The organism is Microbacterium sp. EG9, assembly GCF_059759475.1.
This window is the reverse complement of sequence record NZ_CM186217.1, coordinates 1,349,114-1,370,492: the sequence shown is the minus strand read 5'-3', so window position 1 is coordinate 1,370,492 and position 21,379 is coordinate 1,349,114. Positions and strand designations below refer to the sequence as shown.

The following is a 21,379-nucleotide window of genomic DNA, read 5'->3' as shown; positions in this document are numbered from 1 at the left end:
AGGCATGACGGAGAAGATCACGATCGACGTGTGGAGCGATATCGCCTGCCCGTGGTGCTACATCGGCAAGCGCAACCTCGAGACCGGGCTGGCTCAGATCGCCGACGATCCCGACGCTCCCCAGGTCGAGGTGACCTTCCACTCCTTCGAGCTCTCACCCGACACACCGGTGGACTTCGAGGGCGACGAGCTGGACTTCCTCGCCGGGCACAAGGGGATGCCGCGCGAGCGGGTTCGCGAGATGCTCGACCAGGTGACGGGGGTCGCCGCGGGGTCGGGCCTCGAGTACCGTTTCGACCTGCTGCAGCACACGAACACCGTGAAGGCGCACGAACTGCTGCACTTCGCGAAGGCGCAGGGCCGCCAGAACGAGATGGCGGAGCGTCTGATGTCGGCCTACTTCACCGAGGGCAAGCACGTCGGCCGGGTCGACGACCTGGTGGCGCTCGCGTCCGAGATCGGGCTGGATGCCGACGAGGTGCGCGATGCGCTGGAGTCGAGCCGTCATCTCGCCGATGTCCGCGCCGATCAGGCGCAGGCGCAGGCCTACGGCATCCAGGGCGTGCCGTTCTTCGTGATCGACGGCAAGTACGGCGTCAGCGGCGCACAGCCGGCCGACGCGTTCGCGCAGATCGCACGGCAGGTCTGGACGGAGAAGCAGGACGCCTGAGGCGGCTGCGTCTCGACTCGGCTGCGTTTCGACTCGGCTGCGTTTCGACTCGCCGCTGCGCGACTCGCTCAACGACCGGTGGAGGGCGGCGGCGCCACGCGGTCGTTGAGCGAGCGCAGCGCGTCGAAACGCCCGCCCGCGACGATCAGACGGGCAGGCTCGCCTCGATGGCGGCGATGATCTCGGGCGCGTCCGGCTTCGTCTGAGGACGGAACCGGTGCACCTGACCCGAGGGGGTCAGCAGGAACTTCTCGAAGTTCCACATGACCGGACCCTTCGCGCCCTCGGCGTTCTTCGCCTTCTTCAGCGCCTTGTACAGCGGTGCCGCGTGCGAACCGTTGACACGGACCTTGTCCATGATCGGGAAGCTCACGCCCCACGTGACCGCGCAGTACTCGAGGATCTCCTCCATCGAGCCGGGCTCCTGCCCCATGAACTGGTTGCACGGGAACCCGACGACCTGCAGGCCGCGCGCGCCGTAGGTGCGCTGGAGCTCCTCGAGCTGCTCGTACTGCGGCGTGAGCCCGCACTTGGAGGCGACGTTCACGACGAGCACGGCCTTGTCGCCCCACTCGGAGAGCGTGTGCTCGACGCCCGACGCGTCGGTGTAGGGGATGTCGCGGATGTCCACCGTCTGTGTCTCGGCCATGTTCTCCACGATAGGGCCGTACGCCGCCTTCGTGACCGCGGGAGTCTGGGAGAATGGACAGGATGTCCCTCTCCGTCTCCACCGGCCCCGCGTTGCGCATCGGGCCCATCGCGCTCGACGCGCCGGTCGTCCTCGCGCCGATGGCGGGGATCACCAACACGGCATTCCGTCGACTGTGCCGTGAGTATGGCGCCGGCCTCTACGTCTCCGAGATGATCACGACGCGCGCGCTCGTCGAGCGCAACGCGACGACCATGCGCCTGATCACCCACCACGAGTCGGAGAAGCCGCGCTCGATCCAGCTGTACGGCGTCGATCCCGCCACCACGGAAGCAGCGGTGCGCCTGCTCGTCGAGGAGGACCGCGCCGACCACATCGACCTCAACTTCGGCTGCCCGGTTCCCAAGGTGACCCGCAAGGGCGGGGGAGCGGCGCTGCCCTGGAAGCTCGGGCTCTTCCGCGAGATCGTCACCCGCGCCGCGCGCGCCGCCGGCGATGTGCCTCTGACGGTGAAGATGCGCAAGGGCATCGATGCAGACCACCTCACCTTCCTCGATGCGGGACGCATCGCCGAGGATGCCGGTGTCGCCGCCGTCGCGCTGCACGCCCGCACCGCCGCGGAGTTCTACTCCGGCCACGCCGACTGGTCGGCCATCACCGCCCTCAAGCAGGCCGTCACGTCCATCCCGGTGCTCGGCAACGGCGACATCTGGTCGGCGGCCGACGCCGCGCGCATGATGGCCGAGACGGGATGCGACGGCGTCGTGGTCGGCCGCGGCTGCCTCGGCCGCCCGTGGCTGTTCGGCGACCTCGCCCGCGGCCTCGGAGGCCCGGGGGCCGCCGCCGGTGCGCCCGTCGACGCGACGCTCGGGTTCGTCGCAGCCGCGTTCCGCCGTCACGCGGAGCTGCTGGTCGAGTTCTTCGAGGACGAGGGCCGCGGATGCCGCGACATCCGCAAGCACGTCGCCTGGTACTTCAAGGGCTATCCCGTCGGCGGCGAGACCCGCGCCCAGCTGGCGACGGTGTCGACTCTCGCCGAGATCGACGACCTGATCGCCACCCTCGATCTCGATGCCCCGTACCCGGGGGCGGCGGCGGAGGGCCAGCGCGGGCGCGCCGGTACGCCGAAGCGGCCCGCCCTGCCCGACGGGTGGCTGCACAGCCGCGAGATGAGTGGTGACGCCACGCGCGAGCTGGCCGAGGCGGAGGTCGACACCAGTGGCGGGTGATGGCAGCGGCGTCGGCATCGCCTCCGGCCGCCCGTCCGGCTACGACGATCACGACGCGGAACGCTTCGTCCCGGAACAGCACCGTTCGCAGCGCGACGGCTTCGCCCGCGATCGGGCTCGCGTGCTGCATTCTGCGGCGCTGCGGCGCCTCGCCTCCAAGACGCAGGTGCTGAGCCCGGCCAGCCCCGCCGACTTCGCCCGCAACCGTCTCACGCACTCGCTCGAGGTGGCGCAGGTGGGCCGCGAGCTCGCGATCGCCCTCGAGCTGTCGCCCGACGTCGTCGACACGGCGTGTCTGAGCCACGACATCGGGCACCCTCCGTTCGGGCACAACGGCGAACGGGCGCTGAACGACTGGGCGGAGGACATCGGCGGGTTCGAGGGCAACGCGCAGACGCTGCGCATCCTCTCCCGCCTGGAGCCGAAGGTGATGGATGCCGCGGGCCAGAGCGCCGGTCTCAATCTGACCCGCGCCAGCCTCGACGCCACCTGCAAGTACCCGTGGACGGTGGAGCACGGTGTGCCCGATCCCGGCGGCCGGGAGAAGTTCGGCGTCTACCCCGAGGACGAAGCCGTCTTCCGCTGGATGCGCCTCGGCGCGCCGGGAAGGGTGCGCTGCATCGAGGCGGAGGTCATGGACCTCTCCGACGACATCGCCTACTCGGTGCACGACTTCGAGGACGCCGTGCTCAACGGCTACCTCGACCCGGCCCGCCTCGCCGACGCCCGCGAGCACGAGGCGCTGCTGACGGCGATCCAGGCATGGGTGGGCTTCGGGTTCACCCGTGACGAGCTCGCCGACGCGCTCTACCGGCTCACCCGCATGCCCGAATGGCTTCCCGGCTTCGACGGGTCGCGCGCCGCGCTGGCCGGGCTGAAGAACCTCACCTCCGACCTGATCGGCCGCTTCGCGCGCGCCGCGACGACCGCGACCCGCGAGCACTACTCGGTTCCGGTGCTCACGCGCTACCGGGGGCGCGTCATCGTCCCGCGCGTGATCGAGGCGGAGATGGCGGTGCTCAAGGGCATCATCGGCGCCTTCGTCGTCACGATCGACGGCCGCCGCGGCCTCTACAAGGAGCAGCGACGCGTGCTCAAGCGGCTCGCGAGCGCCCTGTGGGAGCGCCCCGAGCACCTGGACCGCCTGCACGCGGAGGATTTCGCCGCGGCATCCACCGATGCCGCGCGCAAGCGCGTCGTCGTTGACCAGGTCTCCAGCCTCACGGACCGGTTCGCGATCGAGTGGCACGCGCGCCTCATCGGTCCCGTCGACCTGCGCGAGCTCGGACTGCGCTCCGGCGACGACCGGACGATCGCCCCCAGCGGCTTCGCCCTTCCGGAGCCGATCGCCGGACTCTGGCCCGCCGAGGGGCACTGATGGCACGCATCCGACAGTCGGACGTCGACGAGGTGAAGGCCCGCATCAACATCGGCGATGTGATCGGTGAGCGGGTCGCCCTCAAGTCGGCCGGGGTGGGGTCGCTGAAGGGATTGTGCCCGTTCCACGACGAGCGCAGCCCGAGCTTCCACGTGCGACCGCAGGTCGGCTACTACCACTGCTTCGGGTGCGGGGAATCGGGCGACGTCTACTCGTTCCTGCGGGCGATGGACCACGTGTCCTTCACGGAAGCGGTCGAACGCCTCGCCGCCCGCGTCGGCTACACCCTGCATTACGAGGACGGCGGCGCCGCGCCCGAGAACAGTGGGCGCACGCGGCTGTACCAGGCCAACGCGGCGGCCGCCGAGTGGTTCCGCGGCCAGCTCTCCTCGCCCGAGGCCGATGCCGGGCGCCGCTTCCTCGGCGAGCGGGGGTTCGATGCGGGCGCGGCCGCGCATTTCGGCGTCGGGTACGCGCCCCAGGGCTGGGACAAGCTCCGCGACGCGATGCGCGGGCAGGGATTCAGCGACGAGGAGCTGTCGGCGGCGGGCCTCGTCTCGCAGGGCCAGCGCGGCGTGTACGACCGCTTCCGCGGACGCGTCGTGTGGCCCATCCGCGACGTGACGGGACAGACGATCGGATTCGGCGCGCGACGGCTGTACGAGGACGACAAGGGGCCCAAATACCTCAACACCCCTGAGACGACCATCTACAAGAAGGCGCAGGTGCTCTACGGGCTCGACCTGGCGAAGAAGGACGTGTCGCGCTCGCACCGCGTGGTCGTCGTCGAGGGCTACACCGACGTCATGGCCTGCCATCTGGCCGGGGTCACGACCGCCGTCGCCACGTGCGGCACCGCGTTCGGCTCCGACCACATCACCGTGCTGCGACGGGTCATGGGAGACGACTCGGCCGCCGGGGAGGTCGTCTTCACCTTCGACCCGGATGCGGCGGGCCAGAAGGCCGCACTGCGGGCCTTCGCCGACGCGAAGCGGTTCAACGCGCAGACGTACGTCGCGACGGGCCCGCAGGGGCTCGACCCGTGCGACCTGCGCCTCGAGCGCGGGGATGCCGCCGTCCGCTCGCTCATGGAGACCAAGGTCCCGATGTTCGAGTTCGTCATCGACCAGCGACTCGCGGGGTTCGATCTGTCGAGTGTGGAGGGACGCGTGGGCGCCCTCCGCGCCGCTGCGCCGGTCGTGGGGGAGCTGCGCGATCCCTTGCTGCAGCCCGAGTACACCCGGGTGCTCGCGCGCCGCCTCGGGATGGACACCGAGGCGGTGCGACGCGAGGTCGAGCGGGCGGGCCGCGAGGCGGCGCGACGCGGCGACGACGCACGGACCGGCGGTGCGACGCCGTCCGACGCGACGCCGCGCGGTGAACGGTCCGCAGACGCCTCGGCCTCGGCACCGGGCGAGTCGGCGCTGCGGATGAGCCTGCGCACGCTGCCGCGCTCGGCCGACGCGGCGCTGGAGCGGGACGCCCTGATGGGGGTGCTGCAGTACGGTCACCTCGTCGACGGGGGCGAGCTCGATGCGGCCCTCGCGCTGCCGATGACAGTGCCGGCGCTGGATGCCGTACGCCAGGCGCTCCTCTCGCACACCGATCGCACCCGGATCGGTTGGGCCTCCACGGCCGTGGAGGCCGTCCGAGAGCCGTACCGTTCGCTGGCCGTCGAACTGCTCACCGCCGACTTCCCCGCTCTCACGGAGGCGGAGGCCGCGGCATCCACGCACGCGCTCGCCCGCCGGCTGCGGATCCGAGCGCTCGATCGTGAGAAGAGCGAGATGCTCGGCGCCATCCAACGTCTGCCCGCCGAGTCCGAGCAGGGTCGCACCGTGCGGCTCGCGCTGCGCGAGCTCGACGCACGCCGACGGGCTCTGACGGACAACGCGTCCTGACGCCGCGCGGCGGCGCGAGCCCCGCTGGCGCGACGGCGCCGGAGAGGGCAGGATGAAGCCCATGCCTCGTCGATCCTCCCTCGACGCCGTCACCGCCGCGGTCCGGTGTGACGACCTGTCCGTGGCCCGCGGCGGCGTGCGCGTCGTCGACGGCGTCACCGTGCGCCTCGACGCCGGCCGAGCCCTGGCCGTCATGGGTGCCACGGGCGCCGGGAAGTCGAGCCTGGCCGCACTCCTGGCCGGAACCGATGACGGCTCGCTCACGGTCGTCGGCGGCGACGCCTGGGTCGACGGCACCCCGATCCGCAAGAAGGGGCGCGCGGCCCGTGTGCGCGCCTACTACACGGGCTACGTGCCGCAGCGCGCCGGCGCCGACCTGCCGGCGCGGCTCACGGTCGGGGAGGTCATCGGCGAGCCCATCACGAGTCGCGACCGACGCGTCAACCAGCGCGCGCTCGCGGTGCGGGTGGCCAGTCTGCTCGACGAGTTCGAGCTTCCGCTGGGCGCCGCGGCCCGGTATCCGTATGAGCTCAGCTCGGGCATGCGCCAGCGTGTCGCGATCGCGCGGGCCCTCGTGCTGCAGCCGCGGGTGTTCATCGGCGATGACCCCTACGCCAACCTCGACCTCGAGGTGCGGCAGGCGGTTCGCGACGCGCTCCTGCGCCGCCGCGACGAGAGCGGGATGGCGATCCTCATGGTGACCAACGACGCGGAAGCCGTGCGCGAGATCGACGCCGATGTGCTCGTGCTCCGCGGGGGACGCCCGGTGGCCTACGGCCACGGCACGGCCGACCTGCTGTGGACGCCGGACGGCGGCGTGCGACTCGTGTCGTGATCGCGTGTCGGTTGTCACGACCACGCCCCGACCTTTGCTAATATGGACGGGTTGCCCGCTCGCGGGTGACTGATCCTCGGTAGCTCAATTGGCAGAGCAGCCGGCTGTTAACCGGCAGGTTCTTGGTTCGAGTCCAAGCCGGGGAGCGAACGGCCCCAGACTCCACTCTGGGGCCGTTTTCGTTTCCCGCGGGAGGGGTGAACGGCGATCAGGCGTCGAGGTCGTCGACGCCGGGGGTCCACGACGCGCCGGGACGTCCCCACCCGCGCTTGCGGGCGATCTTCTGCACCGTCTTCCAGTCGCCGTCGTCGAGACGGTCGATGTAGAGGATGCCGTCGAGGTGATCGAACTCGTGCTGCATGATGCGCGCACGCCACCCGTCCACCTCGATGCGCACGGGCGCGCCGTCGAGGTCGACGCCGGTCACGAGCACCTCGTCGGAGCGCCGCAGCGGGAACCGCTCGCCCGGGAACGACAGGCATCCCTCGGACTCGTCGTCCGGATCCGGCGCGCCGGGCACCGGAGGACGCATCCACAGCTGCGGGTTGATGATCACTCCGCGCCAGGGATTGCCGTCGTCGTCCTGATAGCTGTAGGTGTAGATGCGCAGGCCCACCCCGACCTGCGGGGCCGCCAACCCGACGCCGGGGGCGGCATCCATCGTCTCGAACATGTCGGCGACGAGGGTTCGGATCTCCTCCGTCACCTCCGTGACGGGATCGGCGGGGGAGTGGAGGACGGGATCGCCCATGATGCGAATCGGAAGAACAGCCACGTCCTGAGCCTATCGAGCGCACCCGGCGGTTAGTGTCGAGGGGTGTATGCCGCGATGACCGACCTCGGAGACGTGACTGACAAGCTCGTCGGCGTCTTCGCCGACCCCGGCATCCTCATCGGCATCCCGCTGGCCCTCCTCGGTGCCGTCTTCATGTCGTTCGGTGCGCAGTATCAGCACCGCGGCGTGCAGAAGGTCGAACGCCTCACGGCCACGCACGGCTCGTCCGGCCTCACGGGCGGACAGATGTGGAACCTCCTGCGGCGTCCCTCGTGGGTCGCCGGCACCGTGATGCTGGGCCTCGCGATCGTCTGCCAGCTGTCGGCGCTGACGTTCGCGCCGCTGATCCTCGTCCAGCCCGTGGGCGCGGTCTCACTGGTGATCACCACCCTCCTGAACGCCCGCATCAGCGGCCTGCGCCCCACGCGTCGCTCGCTCTCCGCGATCGGGCTGTGCGTCGCCGGCATCTTCGTCTTCGTCACCGTGGCCGCGCTCTACGCGACCGAGACCCCGATCAGCGACGGGCAGCTCATCACGGTGCTCCTCATCCTGGCGGGCGTCGCGATCGTGCTCACCGCCCTGTGGGTCTGGCTGCGCGCACGCATGGGAGCGCTGTTCTACATCGTCGCCGCCGGCATCATGTACGGCTTCGTGGCGACGCTCGCCAAGGTGGTGCTCAGCCGCATCCGCTCGGGTGACTTCGAGTGGCTGACGATCGTCTGCATCGTGGCGCTGCTGGCCGGCACGGCGATCGGCGCCTACTTCGTGCAGACCGCCTACGCGTCCGGACCCCCGGACCTGGTCATCGCGGGCCTCACCGTCATCGACCCGATCGTCGCGATCGTGATCGGTCTCGCGGTGCTCCGCGAGGCCGAGGGCGCCCCCTGGGGCGCGTACGTGGGCTTCGTCGCGGCCGGCGCCCTCGCCGTCACGGGCGTGTTCCAACTCGCACGGCACCATCCGCAGATCGTCAGCGACAGCCAGGAGATCCCGATCACCCGCGGCAGCGGAGAGGGCGTCTCGCCGAGCGCCCAGCGCCTCACCGACGCCGTCGCCAAGGTGTGGCCGGAGCCGCCGGTGCGCGACAAGGACGACCCGCGACCCCGCTAGAATTCCCGGGACAGGGGGCGGTGGCCAAGCTGGTCAAGGCAGCGGGCTCATAACCCGACGATCGTGGGTTCAAGTCCCACCCGCCCTACCAATGACACGGTTGTGATTCCACGTCGTTATCGGCAATAATGGGCGCACAACCACATAGCCGCCATGCATCCGGACTCAGGTCGTAGGGGAAGACGTACCTGAAGAAACGGAGAATCGCGATGGCGACCACGTCGACCCCACAGGCGCGCGGAGTGATCTACATCCACTCCGCGCCACGAGCGCTGTGCCCCCACCTCGAGTGGGCTGTCGGTCGCGCCCTCGGACGGGCGGTCAATTTCGAGTGGGCGGAACAGCCGGTGCTCTCCGGCAGCCGTCGTGCCGAGTTCTACTGGGAAGGCCCCGCCGGCACCGGCGCCGCTCTCGCCACCGCGATCCGCGGCTGGGAGCACCTGCGCTTCGAGGTCAGCGAGGACCCGACGCCGCGCTCGGACGGCGGTCGCTGGATGCACACGCCGGATCTCGGCATCCACTTCGCCCAGACCGACACCGCGGGCAACGTCGTCATCGGCGAGGACCGCATCCGCTACGCACTCGAGATCGCGGCCGGCGACCCGTACGACCTGCAGCGCGAGCTTCAGGTCGCCCTCGGCTCGTCCTGGGACGAAGAGCTCGAGCCGTTCCGTCACGCCAGCGACGACGCCCCCGTCGTCTGGCTCCACAAGGTCGGCTGAGCTCCGACCCCCTGAGCCCAGACGAGTCGAGGCGCCGGTACCGGCTTCGGACGGCTTCCCGGAGACCGAGACAGCGCATCCTCGTCTGACACGAAGACGCCCCCGTCATCCGAAAGGATGCGGGGGCGTCTTCGCGTCCGGCTCGAGGCCGGATCAGACCGAGGCGAACGCGGCGACCGCGTTGTGTCCGCCGAAGCCGAACGAGTTGCTGATCGCGAGCTGCTGTCCGTCGCCGAGCGGGGTCGGCGCGCCCGACAGGCGGAAGGGGACCGCGGGGTCCTGCTCCGTCAGGTTGATCGTCGGCGGTGCGACACGGTCGCGCAGCGCGAGGATCGTGAAGATCGCCTCGAGCGCTCCCGTCCCGCCCAGCAGGTGTCCCGTGGACGCCTTGGTCGCCGACACGGGGATCTCATCGATCCGGTCGCCGAAGACGCTCTTGAGCGCCACGTACTCGTTCGGATCGCCGACCGGGGTGGAGGTGGCGTGGGCGTTGATGTGGGTCACGTCGTCGGGCGACGCGTCCGCCATCGCGAGCGCGAGGTTCACGGCGCGCGCGGCGCCGGTGCCCTCGGGGTCGTTGGCGGTGATGTGGTACGAATCGGCCGTGACGCCGCCTCCGACGACCGCGGCGTAGATCTTCGCTCCGCGCGCCTTGGCGTGCTCCTCCGTCTCGAGGATCAGGACGCCCGCGCCCTCGCCCATGACGAATCCGTCGCGATCGATGCTGCCGGGGCGCGACGCGGTCTCGGGGGAGTCGTTGCGCTTGGACAGCGCCTGCATCGACGAGAACGACGCGATGGTGACCGGGTGGATGACCGACTCGGTGCCACCGGCGATCACGACATCCGCGAGACCGTCACGTAGGTGCTCGATCGCGTTCACGATCGACTCGGTGCTCGATGCGCAGGCGCTCGCGACCGTGCGTGCGTACGCACGCGCACCGAAGTGCAGCGACAGGTTGCCGGCCGCCGCGTTCGGCATGAGCATCGGCACCGTCATCGGCAGCACGCGACGCGGGCCCTTCTCGCGCAGCGTGTCCCACGCGTCGAGCAGCGTCCACAGGCCGCCGATCCCGGTCGCGAAGTCGACTCCCAGGCGTTCCGGGTCGACCTCCGGGCTTCCGGCATCCGCCCACGCCTCCATGGCCGCGACGAGCGCGAACTGCGAGGACGGGTCGAGACGCTTGGCGATCGGCCGTTCCAGCACCGTGTCGGGGCGGACGGCGGCCTGCGCGGCGAACGTGACGGGAAGGTTGTACTGCTCGACCCAGTCGTACTCGAGCGTGCGCGCGCCGGAGGCGCCACCCAGCAGCGCGGACCAGCTCTCCGGCGCGGTCCCACCGATGGGGCTGGAGGCGCCGATGCCGGTGACGACGATTCGGGGAATGCTCATGGTCTCCTCGTTGCTCCGGTGGGGGCACTCAGGCCCCCACCGGGGTGCAGGTGGCGAGGCCTGAGGTCAGGCCTGGTTGGTGGTGATGAAGGTGACGGCGTCGCCGACGGTCTTGAGGTTCTTGACCTCTTCGTCGGGGATGGTGACACCGAACTTCTCCTCGGCGTTGACGACGATCGTCATCATCGAGATCGAGTCGATGTCGAGGTCGTCGGTGAACGACTTCTCCAGCGCGACCTCGTCCGCCGAGATGCCGGTCTCGTCCGTGATGAGTTCGGCGAGCCCTGCGAGGACCTCGTCGTTGCTGAATGCCATGGGATTCTCCTTGTTTATCGGGGTTTCACCGGCCCTGCGGGGCCGACGTTCAGTCTAGGTGCGGCGGCCGCCGCGCCCGCGGATCTCGGGCCGTCAGGGCAGGACGACGACCTGGGCGCCGAACACGAGCCCGGCGCCGAAGCCGATCTGCAGGGCGAGTCCGCCCGACAGCTCCGGGTGCTCGACGAGCAGGCGGTGCGTGGCGAGCGGGATGGATGCCGCCGACGTGTTGCCGGTGGTCTCGATGTCGCGGCCGATGACGACCGTCTCGGGCAGCTTCAGCTGCTTGGCGAACTCGTCGATGATGCGCATGTTGGCCTGGTGCGGCACGAAGGCGGCGAGATCGGACGCCTGCACTCCGGCGACCTCGAGCGCCTGCCGGGCGACCTTCACCATCTCCCAGACGGCCCAGCGGAAGACCGTCGGACCCTCCTGGCGCAGCGTCGGCCACGGCGACTGGCCGTCGCGGAACTCGACGAGGGTGTGGTTCATGCCCACGGCCTCGGCCTTCGAGCCGTCCGAGCCCCAGACGGTCGGTCCGATGCCGGGGAAGTCGCTCGGTCCGACGACGGCCGCACCGGCGCCATCGCCCAGGAGGAACGAGATGGACCGGTCGGTCGGGTCGACGATGTCGCTCAGCTTCTCGGCGCCCACCACGACCGCGTAGTGCGCCGAGCCCGCGCGGATGAGCGCGTCGGCCTGCGCGACGCCGTAGGCGAAGCCGGCGCAGGCGGCGTTGAGGTCGTACGCCGCCGCGGGGTTCGCGCCGATCCGGTCGGCTACGATCGCCGACACCGAGGGGGTCTGCTTCGGGTTGGAGATCGTCGCGACGATCACGGCGTCGATGAGCGCGGGGTCGATCCCTGCGGTGGCGACCGCTTCGGCCGCTGCGTCGGATGCCAGATCGATCGCGGTGGTGGCGGCATCCGCCCGCACACGCGTGACGATGCCGGTGCGCTGACGGATCCACTCGTCGCTGGAGTCGATGGGACCGACGAGATCGTCATTGGGAACGGCGTTCTCGCCGCGCGCCGCGCCGTAGGCGTAGATGCGCGTGTGGGCCGGCCCCGTCGACTGGACGAGGGCGGGTCGGGTGGGCGCGTCGGTCACGCGTCGCCTCCTGTCAGCAGGGCGGCCGCAGCCGCGAGGTCGTCGGGTGTCTTCACGGCCACGGTCGGCACGCCGCGCAGGGCTCGCTTCGCGAGACCCGTGAGGGTGCCGGCCGGGGCGAGCTCGATGATGCCGGTCACGCCCGCAGCCGAGAACGCGTCCATGCAGAGGTCCCAGCGGACGGGGGAGGAGACCTGTGCGACGAGCAGCTCGAGAGCCTCACGACCTCCCACGACCCGCGCACCGTCTCGGTTGGTCCAGAGGGCGACGGTCGGGTCGGATGCCGTCACCTCTGCGGCGGCGGCGCGCAACGACTCGACCGCGGGGGCCATGTAGGAGGTGTGGAAGGCGCCCGCCACCTGCAGGGCGATGACGCGGCTTCCCGCGACCGGGTGGGCCGCGAGCTCCGCCAGGGCGTCCAGCGCGCCGGCCGCCACGATCTGTCCAGCACCGTTGTGGTTGGCCGGGGTGAGGCCCAGCTCATCGAGGAGAGCGAGGACCGCGTCGCGGTCACCGCCGAGGACGGCACTCATCCCGGTGTGCTCGCGCGCAGCCGCATCGGCCATCGCTCGTCCCCGAAGACCGACGAGACGCATGCCGTCGTCGTCCGTGAGCACTCCCGCCGCGACGAGAGCCGCGATCTCACCCACGGAGTGGCCGGCGACACCGCCGGGCGCGGTGGCCGCGGCATCCTGCAGAGCGGCGTACGAGACCAGGCTCGCCGCGACGATCAGCGGCTGCGCGACGCTCGTGTCACGGATCCGGTCGGCGTCCCATTCGGTGCCGGCCGCGAGGAGGTCGACGTCCGCCTCCTCCGCGTACCGCTCGACGCGCTCGCGGACCCCGTCGAGCTCGAGCCACGGAGCGAGGAACCCGGGGGTCTGTGAGCCCTGCCCGGGGAAGACGGTGATGATCACGTGCCTATCCTTCCAACTTCTGCGCCGCCGCGCTGGCGAACACGTCACAACAAACGCGGATTGCTTTGTATCCGATCGATAACAGCAACGGGACGGTGGGATGTCAGTCGGTGCGAGAGGGGCGGCGCGCCGCGCTTCCCCGACGGCGCGTCGCCTCGGTGCCGATCGACCCGATGATGAGGGCCGTCTGCAGGATGAGCGCCTCTCGCGGCCCGGTCGCATCCCAGCCGATGACGTCCGAGACGCGCTTGAGGCGGTACCGCACGGTGTTCGGGTGGACGAACAGCTCGCGCGCCGTCGCCTCGAGGGAGCGCCCGTTGTCGAGGTAGCTCCAGAGCGTCGTGACGAGATCGGCGGAGTGCGCCTGCAGCGGACGGTAGATGCGCTCGACCAGGGTCGCCTTCGCCATGGCGTCGCCGGCCAGCGCACGCTCGGGCAGCAGATCGTCGGCCTCGACCGGTCGCGGGGCGTGACGCCACGCCCCGGCGACGGCGAACCCCGCCAGCGCCGCGCGCGCACTCAGCCCGGCATCCACCAGCGCGGGCACCGTGGGACCGAGGACGAGGTGGCCGGGACCGAAGCCGGGCTCCAGCCGTCGTGCGATCTCGGGGAACGGCAGCTCGTCGCTCACCGGCTCGCGTCCGGGCAGTACCGCACGCCCGATCACCAGCACGAGGCGCGACCCCTGCACGCCGATGAGCACGTCGACGCCGAGCTTGCGCGCGAGCCGCCGCAGATGATCGACATCCAGCTGCGGGGGCGTCGTACCCACGAGCACGGCGACCTCTCCGTGGCCGTGCCAGCCGAGCGCGGCGATACGGCTCGGCAGCTCCTCGTCGGCCTCGCCCGTGAGGATCGAGTCGACGACGAGCGCTTCGAGTCGCGCGTCCCAGAGCCCGCGGGCCTCTGCGGCCCGCGCGTAGACGTCGGCCGACGCGAACGCGACCTCGCGGGAGAACAGCAGGATGCTCTCGCGCAGGTCCTCCGCCCGGCCCGCGACGCGCTCCTCGGTGACGGCGACGGTCACCCGGATGAGCTGCAGCGTCTGCGTCAGGCTGACGCTGCGCAGCAGTTCACGGGGGGCTGCGGCGAAGATGTCGGCGGCGATCCAGGGCGTGGAGCCCGGATCCTCGTACCACTGGATGAACGAGGCGATGCCCGCCTGCGCCACGAGGCCCACGGCCGACCGGCGTGCCGGCGGCATGTCGGCGTACCACGGCAGCGAGTCTTCGAGTCGCTTGATGGTCGCCGTGGCCAGGTCCCCGGAGATGCGGCGGAGCCACGCGAGTGTCTCCGCCTTCTCCTGAGGTGTGGGGCGGGCGGGCATCGAACCGGTCAGCTCTCGCCGCCGGCGTTCCCGGTCGTTCCGGCCGTCACGTCGTGCAGACGGTACTTCTCGATCGCCTGGGCCGACAGCGAGCGGTCGACGAGTCCTTCCTCGGCCAGCGCCTGCAGCGCGCGGACCACGATCGACGGTCCGTCGATCTTGAAGAAGCGACGCGCCGCGGCACGGGTGTCGGAGAAGCCGAAGCCGTCGGCACCCAGCGTCACGTACCGACGGGGCACCCACTCGCGGATCTGGTCCTGGACCGCGTGCATGTAGTCGCTCACGCCCAGCACCGGACCCGCGGTGTCGCGGAGCTTCTCGGTCAGGTACGCGGTACGCGGCTCGGCGAGCGGGTTGAGGAAGTTGTGCTCGTCGGCGGCGAGACCGTCGCGGCGCAGCTCCGTCCAGCTCGTGACCGACCAGACGTCGGCGGCCACACCCCAGTCGTCGCGCAGCAGCTGCTGCGCCTCGAGCACCCACGGCACGCCGACGCCCGACGCGAGCAGCTGCACGCGGTGACCGTCGCCGGAACCCTCGGAGATGCGGTGGATGCCGCGGACGATGCCGTCGACGTCGACGCCCTCGGGCTCGGCCGGCTGCACCAGCGGCTCGTTGTAGAGGGTGATGTAGTACATCACGTTGGGGTCGGGGTGGTTGCCGCCGTACATGCGGTCCAGGCCGGAGCGCACGATGTGGGCGATCTCGTACCCGTACGCCGGGTCGTACGACACGGTGGCGGGGTTCGTCGAGGCCAGCAGGTGCGAGTGGCCGTCGGCGTGCTGGAGGCCCTCACCGGTCAGAGTGGTGCGACCGGCCGTTGCGCCCATGATGAAGCCGCGGGCCATCTGGTCCGCCGCCGCCCACTGCGCGTCGCCGGTGCGCTGGAAGCCGAACATCGAGTAGAAGATGTAGACCGGGATCAGCGGCTCGCCGTGCGTGGCGTACGAGGTGCCCGTGCCGGTGAAGGCGGCGACCGCACCCGCCTCGTTGATGCCGACGTGCATGATCTGCCCCTGCGGGCTCTCCTTGTAGGCGAGGAGGAGCTCACGGTCGACCGAGGTGTAGTTCTGACCGTTCGGGTTGTAGATCTTCGCGGTCGGGAAGAACGCGTCGAGACCGAAGGTGCGCGCCTCGTCCGGGATGATCGGGACGATGCGGTTGCCGAAGTCCTTCGAGCGCAGCAGGTCCTTCAGCAGGCGGACGAAGGCCATCGTCGTGGCGACCTCCTGCGTGCCGGAACCCTTCTTCGGCAGCGCGTACGCGCTGTCGTCGGGCAGGCTGATCGGCACGTGGTGGGTGCGACGCTCCGGCAGGAACCCGCCGAGGGCGCGACGCTTCTCCACCATGTACTGGATGGTCTCGTCCTCCATGCCCGGGTGGAAGTACGGCGGCGCGTAGGGGTTCTCCTCGAGCTGCGCATCGGAGACCGGGATGCGCATCGAGTCGCGGAAGTGCTTGAGGTCGTCGAGCGTCATCTTCTTCATCTGGTGGGTCGCGTTGCGGCCCTCGAAGTGGTGACCGAGACCGTATCCCTTGATGGTCTTCGCGAGGATGACCGTGGGCTGGCCCTTGTGCTCGGTGGCGGCCTTGTAGGCGGCGTAGAGCTTCTGGTAGTCCAGGCCGCCGCGGCGCAGCTTGCCCCAGATGTCCTCGTCCGACCAGTCCTTCACCATGGCGGCGGTGCGCTCGTCGCGGCCGAAGAAGTGGTCGCGGATGAACTTGCCGTCCTCCGCGCGATAGGTCTGGAAGTCGCCGTCCGGCGTCGTGTTCATGAGGCGCACGAGAGCACCGTCGGTGTCGACCTGGAGCAGGTCGTCCCAGCCGCGGCCCCAGACGACCTTGATGACGTTCCAGCCCGCGCCGCGGAAGAACGCCTCGAGCTCCTGGATGATCTTGCCGTTGCCGCGCACCGGTCCGTCGAGGCGCTGGAGGTTGCAGTTCACCACGAAGGTGAGGTTGTCCAGACCCTCGTTGGCCGCGACCTGGAGCTGTCCGCGGCTCTCGACCTCGTCCATCTCACCGTCGCCGAGGAAGGCCCAGACGCGCGAGCCCGAGAGGTCCTTGATCCCGCGGTTGGTGAGGTACTTGTTGGTCATCGCCTGGTAGATCGCGTTGATGGGTCCGAGACCCATCGACACGGTCGGGAACTGCCAGTACTCGGGCATGAGCCGCGGGTGCGGGTACGACGGGATGCCCAGCGGTGCCTTCGACTTCTCCTGACGGAAACCGTCGAGCTGGTCGGCCGACAGACGCCCCTCGAGGAAGGAGCGGGCGTAGATGCCGGGGGAGGCGTGGCCCTGGATGAAGATCTGGTCGCCGCCCGTGGGGTCATCGAGGCCGCGGAAGAAGTGGTTGAAGCCGACTTCGTACAGCGACGCGGACGACGCGTAGGTCGAGATGTGTCCGCCGACGCCGATACCGGGGCGCTGAGCACGGTGCACGGTGAGCGCGGCGTTCCAGCGGATCCACCGGCGGTAGCGACGCTCCATCTCCTCGTCACCGGGGAAGGCGGGCTCGTTCTCCGGCGCGATCGTGTTGATGTAGTCGGTCGTGGGGACCTGGGGCACGTTCAGCTGCAGCTCGTGCGACTTGTTCAGCAGGCTGAGCATGATCTCGCGACCGCGCCCCGCCCCCTTGCTGTCGACGAGCTGCTGCAGCGATTCCTGCCACTCGTGCGTCTCTTCGGGGTCGCTGTCCTGCGGTCCCTGAGAGTACGGATCCTGATCGTTGACCGTCACGAGACACCTTTCGTCGTCTGGCAGATCGTGCCAGGGATGGGGCTTGGGATGCGCGCGGCTTTGTGCAGCGTCGACAACGCGTCCTGGATCAGCCTAGTCACATCGCGATGGGGTGGACCGCGCGGGACGCGAGTGGGCCCTGCCGGGATCGAACCGACGACATCCACGGTGTAAACGTGGCGCTCTACCAGCTGAGCTAAAGGCCCTGACCCCCTCAGTCTATGAGGAGGGGCTGCGGTTAGCCGTCGCGCCCGACGACACGCGGCTCGGCGGGATTGAGGTACATCCCGTCGTCCTTGCCCAGTCGGGAATGACCGCGGGAGTAGGCGAAGTAGACCACGAACCCGATCACGAGCCAGATGAGGAACCGCAGCCAGGTCTCCACCGTCAGGTTCAGCATCAGGTAGACGCAGATGAGGGCCGAAAGGAGCGGTAGCACCGGGTTGCCGGGCACCCGGAAGCCGCGCTTGAGGTCGGGGCGGGTGCGCCGCAGCACGACCACACCGACCGACACCAGCACGAAGGCCGACAGCGTGCCGATGTTCACCATCTCCTCGAGCACACCGATGGGGGTCAGTCCGGCGACGACGGCGACGATCACGGTGACCACGATGGAGATCACCCAGGGGGTCCGTCGGGTGGGGTGCACCTTGGCGAGCCGCTGGGGGAGCAGACCGTCGCGCGACATCGCGAAGATGATGCGCGTCGCACCGATCATCAGCGTCAGCACGACGGTGGTGAGGCCGGCCACCGCTCCGGCGGAGATGACCGTGGCCATCCAGGCCTGACCGTGATGCGTGAACGCGTTCGCGAGGGCGGCGGCGGGGTCGAGCTCGTCGTAGCGCACCATGCCGGTCACGACGAGCGCGACGGCGCAGTAGAGAACAGTGCAGATCACGAGCGACGCGATGATGCCGATCGGGAGGTCGCGCTGCGGGTTCTTCGTCTCCTCAGCCGTCGTGGCGACGACGTCGAAGCCGATGTAGGCGAAGAAGACGAGGGCCGCGCCCGCGAAGATGCCGCCCACGCCGAACGCCATCGGCGCCGAGCCGGAGAGGAACTGGAGAAGCGGCTGCATGAGACCCGTCGCCGCCTCGCGCGGCGCGGCATCCGGGACGAACGGCGTGTAGTTGGCGGGGTTGATGAACATGATCCCGGCGACGATCACGAACAGGACGATGAAGAGCTTCACCCCGACGAGCACGAGGTTGACACGCATGGACTCGCGAATGCCGATCGTCATGAGGATGCCGAGGACGATGACCAGGAGGATCGCCATGACATCGACCACGCCGCCGTAGCCGATGGCCTCCGGCAAGGGGATGCCGAGCTGGCCGAGGAGCACGCCGAGGTACGCGCTCCACCCCTGGGCGACCACGCTCGCGCCGAGGAACATCTCGAGGATGAGGTCCCATCCGATGATCCAGGCGAACAGCTCGCCGAGCGAGGCGTACGAGAACGTGTACGCGGAGCCCGACACCGGAACCGTCGATGCGAACTCGGCGTAACACATCGCCGCGAGAGCGCAGGCGACCGCCGCCACGATGAAGCTGACGACCACCGCGGGTCCGGCGACCTCGTGGGCGGCACGGCCGGTCAGGGTGAAGATGCCGGCGCCGATCACCACGCCGACCCCGAAGACGGTCAGGTCGAGCGCGGAGAGCGACTTTCGCAGCCGGAACTCCGGTTCCTCCGTGTCGGCGATCGATCGCTCGATGGACTTCGTGCGCATCACGCTCATGGCGCCTCCTCTGAGGATCCGCAGAGCACGGTGCGCAGCACTGCGGTCAGGGTGAACATGCTAGTGCGACGTCCGCGCCGACCGGAACGCCCCTGCGTCGGGAGCGGTAGGTTGGGACGGTGAAGTCACGACCCGCCGACCAGCAGCTCCTGCTCGAACTCGCGACGCTCGACGCCGCGATCCAGCACGCTGAGCATGCCCGCCGCAACCCGGAGCAGGCCGGCCGTGTGCAGGAGCTGCTCGCACAGCGCCAGGCCCAGTCCGCCGAACTGACGACGCTGCTCGGGGCCCGCGACGACGTGAACGCGGAACTGGCGCGTCTGGAGTCGGATGTCGCGCTCGTCGAGGCTCGTGTCGCCCGCGACCGGGAACGCCTCGCGGCGTCGGCCAACGCCAAGGAGGCGCAGGGACTCGAGCACGAGCTGGCGTCGCTCGCGAAGCGCAAGAGCGACCTCGAGGATGCCGAGCTCGAGCTGATGGAGCGGCTCGAGGCCGCCGAAGCCGCCGTCGCGGCGCAGGAGGCGGCCATCGCCGCCGTGAACGAGGAGGGCGGGCGACTGAGCGCCGCCGCGAAGGAGAGCGTCGCCGCCGCGACCGCGCGCAGCGAGGTCGCCACCCGCGACCGCGCCGCCATCGCCGCCCGTGTGCCCGCGGATCTGCTCGCGCTGTACGAGCGCCTGTCCGCTCGCGGTGTCGGCGCCGGACTGCTCCGCCGTCGCACGTGCGAGGGGTGCAACATGGTGCTCGCGGGCACCGATCTGCAGACGATCCGCCAGGCCGCCGACGACGACGTCGTCCAGTGCCCCGAGTGCGGCGGCATCCTCGTGCGCACGGACGAATCGGGGCTGTGAACGCCACCAGCGCGGCACGGAGCACGCCGCGCTGGCGCCTGGTCACGACATCGGGCGAGCAGGCGGTCGTCACCACGATCGGCGCAGACCTCGACGTCCAGCACGTCGAGCGCCGCGCGCTCGATGCGTGGTGGGACGACGACCCGCTCACCCGGTGGGTCTGGTCCGACACGACACGCTGGTATCCGCGGGCGCTCCGCGCCGGCACCGTCCTCGCACGGTGCCATGACCTGCGGCTCGCACACGCGATCCTGCGCGACAGCGCTCTCGTCACCGATGCGGCCGCGCTGCGTGCCGCGACGGTGTGGGATGTCGCGGTGGACGAGCCCGCGACACCCACCGCACCCGCGCTGTTCGATCTCGACGGCACCGCGCGTGCGGGCGTGCCCGACGATCCCGACGAGGCGCTCGCCGAGTTCCGGCGCCAGCAGCGCGCGCTCCGCGACGGCGCAGACCCCGCTCGTCTGCAGCTGTTGATCGTCGCCGAGTCCGCCGGCGCGCTCCTGGCGACGGAGATGAACACGGCAGGTCTGCCCTGGGACCGGCGGACGCACGAGGCGATCCTCGAGGACGTTCTCGGCGCCCGCCCCGCGCCCGGCGAGCTCCCCGCCCGCGTGCGCGACCTCGCGACGGCCGTGCGCGTGGCGCTCGGTGACCCGGCGGCGAGTCTGGACTCGCACCCGAAGCTCCTGCGCAGCCTTCACCGTGTCGGGGTGCGCGCCGAATCCACGAGTCGGTGGGAGTTGGCCGAGTACGACCATCCCGCCATCGGGCCCCTCCTCGCCTACAAGAAGCTCACGCGCCTGATGAGCGCGAACGGCTGGGCCTGGCTCGACGAGTGGGCCGCCGACGGCCGGTTCCGTCCCGTCTACGTGCCCGGAGGGGTCGTGACGGGCAGATGGGCGTCATCCGGGGGCGGCGCACTCCAGATCCCGCGCCAGCTGCGCCGCGCCGTCCGGGCCGATCCGGGGTGGACCCTCGTCGTGGCCGATGTCGCGCAGTTGGAGCCGCGGGTGCTCGCGGCGATGGCGTCCGACGAGTCGCTCGCGTCGGCGGCGCGCGGGCGCGATCTCTACGAGGGCATCGTCGCGAGCGGGGTGGTCCAGACCCGCCAGGAGGCCAAGATCGCCGTCCTCGGCGCGATGTACGGTGCGACGACGGGAGACAGCGGCCGCCTGGTCCCGGCGCTGCGGCGCGCCTACCCGCGGGCGATGGGACTGGTCGACGACGCCGCAGCGACGGGGGAGCGGGGAGGAGTCGTCTCGACCTGGCTCGGTCGCTCCAGCCCGCCTCCGTCCTCCTCCTGGCGCGAGATCCAGGCCTCCGCCGCGCTTCCCGACGCGACGGAGGCAGACCGCGTACGCGCCCGCCGCTCCGCCCGTGATCGCGGGCGCTTCACCCGCAACTTCGTCGTGCAGGGCACCGCCGCTGAGTGGGCGGCGGCGTGGCTCGCCGACCTGCGCGGCCGCCTCGCGGCCCTGCCCGAGGTGGACGCCGCGGACGGCGCGGCGGCATCGGGGCCCGTGTTCGGCCGACGCGCGCACCTCGCCTTCTTCCTTCACGATGAGATCATCGTGCACACCCCCGCCCCGCACGCGGAGGCCGTCGCCGAGGCGGTGCGGGAGGAGGCCGCGAACGCCGCTCGGCTGCTCTTCGGCTCGTTCCCGATCGACTTCCCGCTGGATCTGCGGATCGCCGTCGACGCCGCGAAGGACTGAG

18 protein-coding genes and 3 tRNA genes are annotated in these 21,379 nt (G+C 70.5%); 11 read left to right on the top strand and 10 right to left on the bottom strand.

All coding sequences use genetic code 11. From position 1 onward, the window contains the following. The first annotated feature begins 4 nt into the window (after positions 1 to 4). A complete protein-coding gene (locus tag AC6CQV_RS06405; protein ID WP_101306311.1) occupies positions 5 to 670 on the top strand; it encodes a DsbA family oxidoreductase in 666 nt (221 codons plus the stop codon). Between the two features lie 145 nt (positions 671 to 815). Here AC6CQV_RS06405 and AC6CQV_RS06400 read toward each other — a convergent pair whose 3' ends face one another. Further along, positions 816 to 1,319: a glutathione peroxidase gene (locus AC6CQV_RS06400; protein ID WP_498260550.1), complete on the bottom strand. Its 504-nt coding sequence runs from the start codon at positions 1,317 to 1,319 to the stop codon at positions 816 to 818. A 62-nt stretch (positions 1,320 to 1,381) separates the two neighbouring features. Here AC6CQV_RS06400 and dusB point away from each other — a divergent pair, with 62 nt between their 5' ends. The 5 genes from dusB to AC6CQV_RS06375 all read left to right on the top strand — a co-directional run bounded on the left by dusB (position 1,382) and on the right by AC6CQV_RS06375 (position 6,808). Further along, positions 1,382 to 2,548, top strand: coding sequence for a tRNA dihydrouridine synthase DusB (gene dusB / locus AC6CQV_RS06395; RefSeq protein WP_498260549.1), 1,167 nt, complete (start codon positions 1,382 to 1,384; stop codon positions 2,546 to 2,548). After that, positions 2,538 to 3,926: a deoxyguanosinetriphosphate triphosphohydrolase gene (locus AC6CQV_RS06390; protein WP_060958932.1), complete on the top strand. Its 1,389-nt coding sequence runs from the start codon at positions 2,538 to 2,540 to the stop codon at positions 3,924 to 3,926. Before dusB ends, AC6CQV_RS06390 begins: the two co-directional genes overlap by 11 nt. Then, the gene (gene dnaG / locus AC6CQV_RS06385; RefSeq protein WP_498260548.1) at positions 3,926 to 5,827 is read left to right on the top strand and encodes a DNA primase; all 1,902 of its coding nucleotides are present in this window, start codon (positions 3,926 to 3,928) and stop codon (positions 5,825 to 5,827) included. The genes AC6CQV_RS06390 and dnaG overlap by 1 nt, the downstream gene beginning before the upstream one ends. Positions 5,828 to 5,888: 61 nt before the next feature. Next, positions 5,889 to 6,662: an ATP-binding cassette domain-containing protein gene (locus tag AC6CQV_RS06380; protein WP_498260547.1), complete on the top strand. Its 774-nt coding sequence runs from the start codon at positions 5,889 to 5,891 to the stop codon at positions 6,660 to 6,662. Between the two features lie 73 nt (positions 6,663 to 6,735). Further along, positions 6,736 to 6,808, top strand: a tRNA-Asn gene (locus tag AC6CQV_RS06375). A gap of 62 nt (positions 6,809 to 6,870) precedes the next feature. Here the strand turns inward: AC6CQV_RS06375 and def are convergent. After that, entirely contained in the window at positions 6,871 to 7,437 is a 567-nt protein-coding gene (gene def / locus AC6CQV_RS06370) for a peptide deformylase (protein WP_082734092.1), read from the bottom strand. A gap of 42 nt (positions 7,438 to 7,479) precedes the next feature. Between def and AC6CQV_RS06365 the strand changes: the two genes are divergently transcribed. From AC6CQV_RS06365 to AC6CQV_RS06355, 3 genes are all read left to right on the top strand, one after another. Continuing rightward, positions 7,480 to 8,547, top strand: coding sequence for a DMT family transporter (locus AC6CQV_RS06365; RefSeq protein ID WP_082734091.1), 1,068 nt, complete (start codon positions 7,480 to 7,482; stop codon positions 8,545 to 8,547). Between the two features lie 14 nt (positions 8,548 to 8,561). Beyond that, positions 8,562 to 8,638 (top strand) — tRNA-Ile (locus tag AC6CQV_RS06360). Positions 8,639 to 8,756: 118 nt separating this feature from the next. After that, entirely contained in the window at positions 8,757 to 9,269 is a 513-nt protein-coding gene (locus AC6CQV_RS06355) for a DUF3145 domain-containing protein (protein ID WP_101306318.1), read from the top strand. A gap of 153 nt (positions 9,270 to 9,422) precedes the next feature. Here the strand turns inward: AC6CQV_RS06355 and AC6CQV_RS06350 are convergent, their stop codons facing one another. From AC6CQV_RS06350 to AC6CQV_RS06315, 8 genes are all read right to left on the bottom strand, one after another. Continuing rightward, positions 9,423 to 10,661 (bottom strand): beta-ketoacyl-[acyl-carrier-protein] synthase family protein, encoded by a 1,239-nt coding sequence (locus AC6CQV_RS06350; RefSeq protein WP_060958927.1) that lies wholly within the window; start codon positions 10,659 to 10,661, stop codon positions 9,423 to 9,425. A 66-nt stretch (positions 10,662 to 10,727) separates the two neighbouring features. Further along, positions 10,728 to 10,976, bottom strand: a complete 249-nt coding sequence (locus AC6CQV_RS06345) for an acyl carrier protein (protein WP_005049448.1) — start codon at positions 10,974 to 10,976, stop codon at positions 10,728 to 10,730. A 93-nt stretch (positions 10,977 to 11,069) separates the two neighbouring features. Beyond that, the gene (locus tag AC6CQV_RS06340) at positions 11,070 to 12,086 is read right to left on the bottom strand and encodes a beta-ketoacyl-ACP synthase III (RefSeq protein WP_060958926.1); all 1,017 of its coding nucleotides are present in this window, start codon (positions 12,084 to 12,086) and stop codon (positions 11,070 to 11,072) included. Continuing rightward, positions 12,083 to 13,003, bottom strand: coding sequence for an ACP S-malonyltransferase (locus tag AC6CQV_RS06335; RefSeq protein ID WP_498260546.1), 921 nt, complete (start codon positions 13,001 to 13,003; stop codon positions 12,083 to 12,085). Before AC6CQV_RS06335 ends, AC6CQV_RS06340 begins: the two co-directional genes overlap by 4 nt. Before the next feature lie 103 nt (positions 13,004 to 13,106). After that, complete coding sequence (locus AC6CQV_RS06330) at positions 13,107 to 14,330, bottom strand: PucR family transcriptional regulator (RefSeq protein WP_101306320.1); 1,224 nt, start codon at positions 14,328 to 14,330, stop codon at positions 13,107 to 13,109. 8 nt (positions 14,331 to 14,338) lie between these two features. Then, positions 14,339 to 17,068 (bottom strand): pyruvate dehydrogenase (acetyl-transferring), homodimeric type, encoded by a 2,730-nt coding sequence (gene aceE, locus AC6CQV_RS06325; protein ID WP_101306321.1) that lies wholly within the window; start codon positions 17,066 to 17,068, stop codon positions 14,339 to 14,341. 133 nt (positions 17,069 to 17,201) lie between these two features. Then, positions 17,202 to 17,274, bottom strand: a tRNA-Val gene (locus AC6CQV_RS06320). Between the two features lie 32 nt (positions 17,275 to 17,306). Beyond that, a complete protein-coding gene (locus tag AC6CQV_RS06315) occupies positions 17,307 to 18,809 on the bottom strand; it encodes an amino acid permease (RefSeq protein ID WP_101306333.1) in 1,503 nt (500 codons plus the stop codon). Positions 18,810 to 18,928: 119 nt separating this feature from the next. Here AC6CQV_RS06315 and AC6CQV_RS06310 point away from each other — a divergent pair, with 119 nt between their 5' ends. Both AC6CQV_RS06310 and AC6CQV_RS06305 read left to right on the top strand, forming a co-directional pair. After that, on the top strand, positions 18,929 to 19,660 hold the full coding sequence (locus AC6CQV_RS06310; RefSeq protein ID WP_498260545.1) for a zinc ribbon domain-containing protein: 732 nt from the start codon (positions 18,929 to 18,931) through the stop codon (positions 19,658 to 19,660). Beyond that, a complete protein-coding gene (locus AC6CQV_RS06305; RefSeq protein ID WP_498260544.1) occupies positions 19,657 to 21,378 on the top strand; it encodes a bifunctional 3'-5' exonuclease/DNA polymerase in 1,722 nt (573 codons plus the stop codon). Before AC6CQV_RS06310 ends, AC6CQV_RS06305 begins: the two co-directional genes overlap by 4 nt. Position 21,379: the final 1 nt, after the last annotated feature.